Here is a 4,884-nt window from a genome sequence, read left to right on the forward strand (position 1 = left end):
CCCCTGGACACCCCCGGCTCGCCGGGGGTGTCCAGGGGGACCGCCGTGTGCGGGCGGCCCGCCAGGATGCGGCCGACCAGGGTGGTCAGCACCCGCCCGGGCCCCGCTTCCACGAACGTCCGCACGCCCGCCGCGTACATGGCCTCGATCTGCTCCACCCATCGCACCGGCGCCGCCACTTGGCGGGCCAGCAGGGCCCGGATCCCGTCCGGCTGCGCCGGGTACCGCCCGGCCGTCGTGTTGGACCAGACCGGGACGGCGGCGTCGGCCACCGCCGTCCCGGCCAGCTCGTCCGCCAGGGCCGCGCTCGCCCCGGCCACCACCTCGCTGTGGAAGGCGCACGCCACCGGGATCCGGTCCGCCGCGGTCCCGGCGGCCCGCAGGGCCGCCACGCACGCGTCCACGGCCGCCGTCGGCCCCGACACCACGCACTGCCGCGGCGCGTTGTGGTTCGCCACCACGCACCCGGCCCGCTCCGCCGCCTCCCGGACGTCCTCCGGCGCCGCGCCCACCGAGGCCATCGCCCCCGGGTCCGCGCCGGCCGCCTCCAGGATCGCCGAGGCCCGCCGGCGGCTCAGCCGCAGCAGCGACGGCAGGTCGTACACGCCCGCCGCCCACAGCGCGGTCAGCTCCCCGTACGAATGCCCGGCCACACAGTCCGGCCGTACGCCGAGCTCCCCGAGCAGCAGGTGCACGGCCGCACCCGCCAGTCCCAGGGCCGGCTGGGCCACCCGGGTGTCCGTCACCGCCGCCCGCTGCGCGGTCCGCTCCTCCGCGGTGAACGCCGCCGGCGGGAACATCGCCGCGGCCGTCTCCGGCGCCTCCTCCAGCAGTTCCCGCAGTGCAGGAAACGCCACGAACAAGTCGGCCAGCATGCCCGGCCGTTGGCTGCCCTGGCCGGGGAAGAGGAATGCCACCCGGCCCGGGTCCGCCGACTCCGGGGCGCGTACGTGGACGCCGTCGCCCGCCGTGAAGGCGCGGGCCCGCTCCAGCCGGTCCGCCAGCTCGTCCAGGTCCGCGGCGACCAGCGCCACCTGCACCGGCCCCGGCCGGGTGGAGACCTCCGCCGCCAGGTCCCGCAGTGCCCACGGCCGCCCGGCCGCGTCGTTCTCGGCGAGCCGGCCCGCCAGCCGGGACATGGCCCGGCCCGCGGCCTTCCGGTCCGCGCCGCGGAAGCAGAACAGCTCGGCGGGCCACACCGCCAGCGCCTGCCCGGGCTCGGCGGCCCCGCCGTAACCGGCCAGCACCGCGTGGTAGTTGGTGCCGCCGAAGCCGAACGCGCTGACCCCCGCGATCCGCCGCTCCACCGGCACCGGCCACGGCCGGGCCACCGTGTCGAACGTGAAGGGGCTCGCCGCCGGGACCCACGCCGGGTGGGGCTGTTCCAGGTGCAGGGTGGGCGGGCGGACCCCGGTGTGCACCGCCTGCACCGCCTTGATCAGCCCCGCCAGCCCGGCCGCGCACTTGGTGTGCCCGATCTGCGACTTCACCGAGCCCAGTGCACACGACCCGGCGGTGGCCCCCGCCTCGGTGAACAGCTCGGTGAGCACGCGCAGTTCGGTCCCGTCGCCGACCACCGTGCCGGTGCCGTGCGCCTCGACCATCCCGACCTCGGCCGGTGCGATCCCCGCCCGCCGGTACGCCCGTTCCAGCGCCCGGCGCTGCCCCTCCGGGCGGGGGGCGGTCAGCCCCAGGGAGCGGCCGTCGCTGGCCGCGCCCACGCCCTTGACCACCGCGTACACCCGGTCCCCGGCCCGCTCGGCGTCGGCCAGCCGCTTCAGGACCAGCACGCCCACGCCCTCGCCGAGGGCGATCCCGTCCGCGGCGGAGTCGAACGGCCGGCAGCGGCCGGACGGGGACAGCGCCCGGACCGAGGCGAAGAGCAGGTAGTCGTTGATCCCGTTGTGCACGTCCGCGCCACCGCACAGCACCATGTCGCTGTCGCCGTCGCGCAGTTGGCGGCAGGCCAGGTCCAGGGCCGCGAGCGAGGACGCGCAGGCCGCGTCGACGGTGCAGTTGGCGCCGCCCAGGTCCAGCCGGTTGGCGACCCGGCCGGCGATCACGTTGGCGAGGACCCCGGGGAAGGAGTCCTCGGTGAGCCGGGGGAGTGCGGCGTCGAGCTCCGGCGGCAGGTCACCCAGATAGCCGGGGTACAGGGCCCGCAGCCCGTAGGCGCCCGCGAGTTCGGTACCGGCCTCGGCGCCGAAGACCACGGAGGTGCGGCCCCGGTCGAACTCCCGCCCGGGGCCGTACCCGGCGTCGGCGAGCGCCCGCGCCGAGATCTCCAGCGCCAGCAGCTGGACGGGCTCGATGCCCGCCAGCGATGTCGGCGGGATGCCGTGGGCCAGCGCGTCGAACGGCAGCGGGTCGAGGAATCCGCCCCACCGGGACGGGGTGCGCTCCCCGGCCCGGGCGGGGTCCGCGTCGTAGTACAGGTCCGGGTCCCAGCGGTCGGCGGACACCTCGCGCACGGCGTCGGCGCCGGACACGGTCCGCGCCCAGAACTCGGCCAGGCCCGGGGCGCCCGGGTACACACAGGCCATCCCGATCACCGCCACGTCCAGCGGCTCCCCGGCCCCGGTCCGGGCCGCGGTCCCGGCCCCGGTCCCGGTCGGCTCCGCCCGGGCCCCCGCCGCGGCAGGCGCCGATCCCGCGTCTCCCGTCCCGGCGACCGCACCCGCCGCACCCGCACCCACTGCACCCGTACCCACCGCGGCCGTATCCGCCGCAGCGGTCGCCGCCACCTCCCGTGCGCGGCGTTCCAGGAGCTCCGTCGCGCCCTCCGTCACCTCCTGGTGCAGGGTGGCGATCGTGGTGCGTTCCGTGCGCAGGGTGGCCACCTCGCCGAGCATGAACAGGCCCTCCCGGCGCTGGTGTTCCTCGTCCACCGGGACCGTGCCGCCGCCCTCCCCGTGCCGCAGGCCCTTGCTGGCGATCCGCAGCCGGCCCAGGTTCAGCCGCTCCAGTTCCTCCCACACCTCGCGGGGCTCGGCCCCGCCCTCCTCCAGCCGCTGCCGGGCGGCCCGGAAGGTCTCCGCGTACGGGGTGTCGGCGCAGCGCGTGGCATGGCCGGGGGCGGTGTGCAGCAGGACGGTGTCGGTGCAGGTCAGGGCCGCCTCCTGGAAGGCCGGCAGCACCGCCCCGGCCGCCACGGCCTCGTCCGTGAACAGGTAGGCGGTGCCCATCAGCACTCCCACCCGGGCCCCGGCCCCGGCCAGCGGGGCGGCCGCCGCGGCCGCCATCGCCGCGGACCGCGCGTCGTGGATCCCGCCCGCGAACAGCACGTCCAGCCCGCCGTCCGGCCCCCCGCCGTCCGGTCCGGCGTCCGGTCCGGGCGGCGCGGAGCGGGCGTGGGCGAGCAGCCGGGCGATCTGCTCCTCCCACAACGGGAAGGAGGCCCGCGGCCCGACGTGGCCGCCGCACTCCAGGCCTTCGAGGACGAACCGGCGTGCGCCTTCGGCCAGGAACCGGTCCAGCAGCCCCGGCGAGGGCACGTGCAGGTACGTGCGGGTCCCGGCCGCCTCCAGCGGCGCCGCCCGGGCCGGCGTGCCGCCCGCGACGATCGCGTACGGGGGCCGCACCGCGGCCACGGCCGCGAGCTGCTCGCGGCGCAGCTCGGGCGGGGCGAAGCCGAGCAGCCCCACACCCCAGGGCCGGTCGCCCAGCAGCCGGGCGGTCTCGGTGAGCAGCCGCCGTACGTCCGGGCCCTCCATCACGGCGAGCGCCAGGTACGGCACCCCGCCGGCCGCGGCGACCTCCGCCGCGAACGCCGCCTGGTCGCTGACCCGGGTCATCGGGCCCTGGGCGACCGGTAAGTGACGGTCCGTCGGAACGGCCGCCAGCGGCCGGAGCCGGGCGGCCTGCGCGAGCTGGTCCGTCATGGCCGCCCGGACCGCCCGCACGACCGCCCCCGTGGTGCGGTAGCGCTCCGCCAGCCGGGCCGCCGCCGGCCCGTCCTGGCCGACGGGCAGCGGCTGCCGGTCGAGCCCCCGGGCGCCCAGCAGCCCCGCGACCGGCGCCGCCGGCAGTGACAGCCCCGGCCGCGTGTAGACCCGGTGCCCGTCCACCAGCGTGGTCTCCGACCCGTCCATGGCCCGCAGTGCCGCCGCCACCTCGGCCGGCAGCGTGGCCTGCCCCTCGGTGGTCAGGGCGAGCTGGACGTCGAGCACGACACCCGCGGCTCCGCCCGCCAGGGCCGCGGCGGCGGTGTGCGGGCCGATGCCGCCGTACGCCAGCACGGGCACGGTCACCGCCGGGTCCGCCAGGAGCTGCTGGAGCAGCACGAAGGTGGTGGTCCCGCCGACCCGGCCACCGGCCTCGTGTCCCTTGGCCACGAGCCCCACCGCGCCGGCCGCCAGCGCCGCGGCGGCCTCCGCACGCCCGACGACCTCGGCCCACACCCGCCGCCGTCCGCCCGCGGCCCAGGCCCCGGCCTCCCCGGACCGGGCCGGGTCGGCGAGCAGTACGGTGTCCACCCCGGCCGGCAGGTCGTCCGGGCCCAGGGGGCAGCCGGCCGGCACCCGGACCCCGTAGCGGCGGCCGAGCCGACGGGCCAGCTCGGCGAAGGCGCGGCGGGCGGCGGCCGGGTCCCGGCCGAGGTCGAGCAGGCCGAGGGAGCCGGCGCGTTCGGCCGCCGTCACGATCCGCGGCTGAGGTTCCTCGAAGGGGCCGAGCGCGACGACGAGGTCGCGCTCCGGGTCGCCGGAGCGCTGGGCGGGCGTGGGGGTCACGGTGTTCCTCTTCCGGTGGGGGGTGGTGGTCTCCGGGAGATGGCTATGGCTTGTTCTGAACATGTCATGTATGACGATGCGCCGCCGGGCGGCGGAGAGCGGTGGCGCACGGCGCGGCCGGGCACGGAACGGCCGGCCGGTCACGGAGCGGCGG

At 78.3% G+C, this 4,884-nt stretch carries 1 protein-coding gene; it reads right to left on the reverse strand.

Annotation, left to right across the window (positions count from 1 at the left end):
- Nucleotides 1-4,730, reverse strand: a 4,730-nt coding sequence (locus EF918_RS32545) for a type I polyketide synthase (protein ID WP_260610876.1), incomplete at its 3' end; no start/stop codon positions are given.
- Between the last annotated feature and the right edge of the window lie 154 nt (nucleotides 4,731-4,884).

Origin of the sequence: Streptomyces sp. WAC06614 (assembly GCF_003949795.1) — a bacterium.
Classification (GTDB): Bacteria; Actinomycetota; Actinomycetes; order Streptomycetales; family Streptomycetaceae; genus Streptomyces.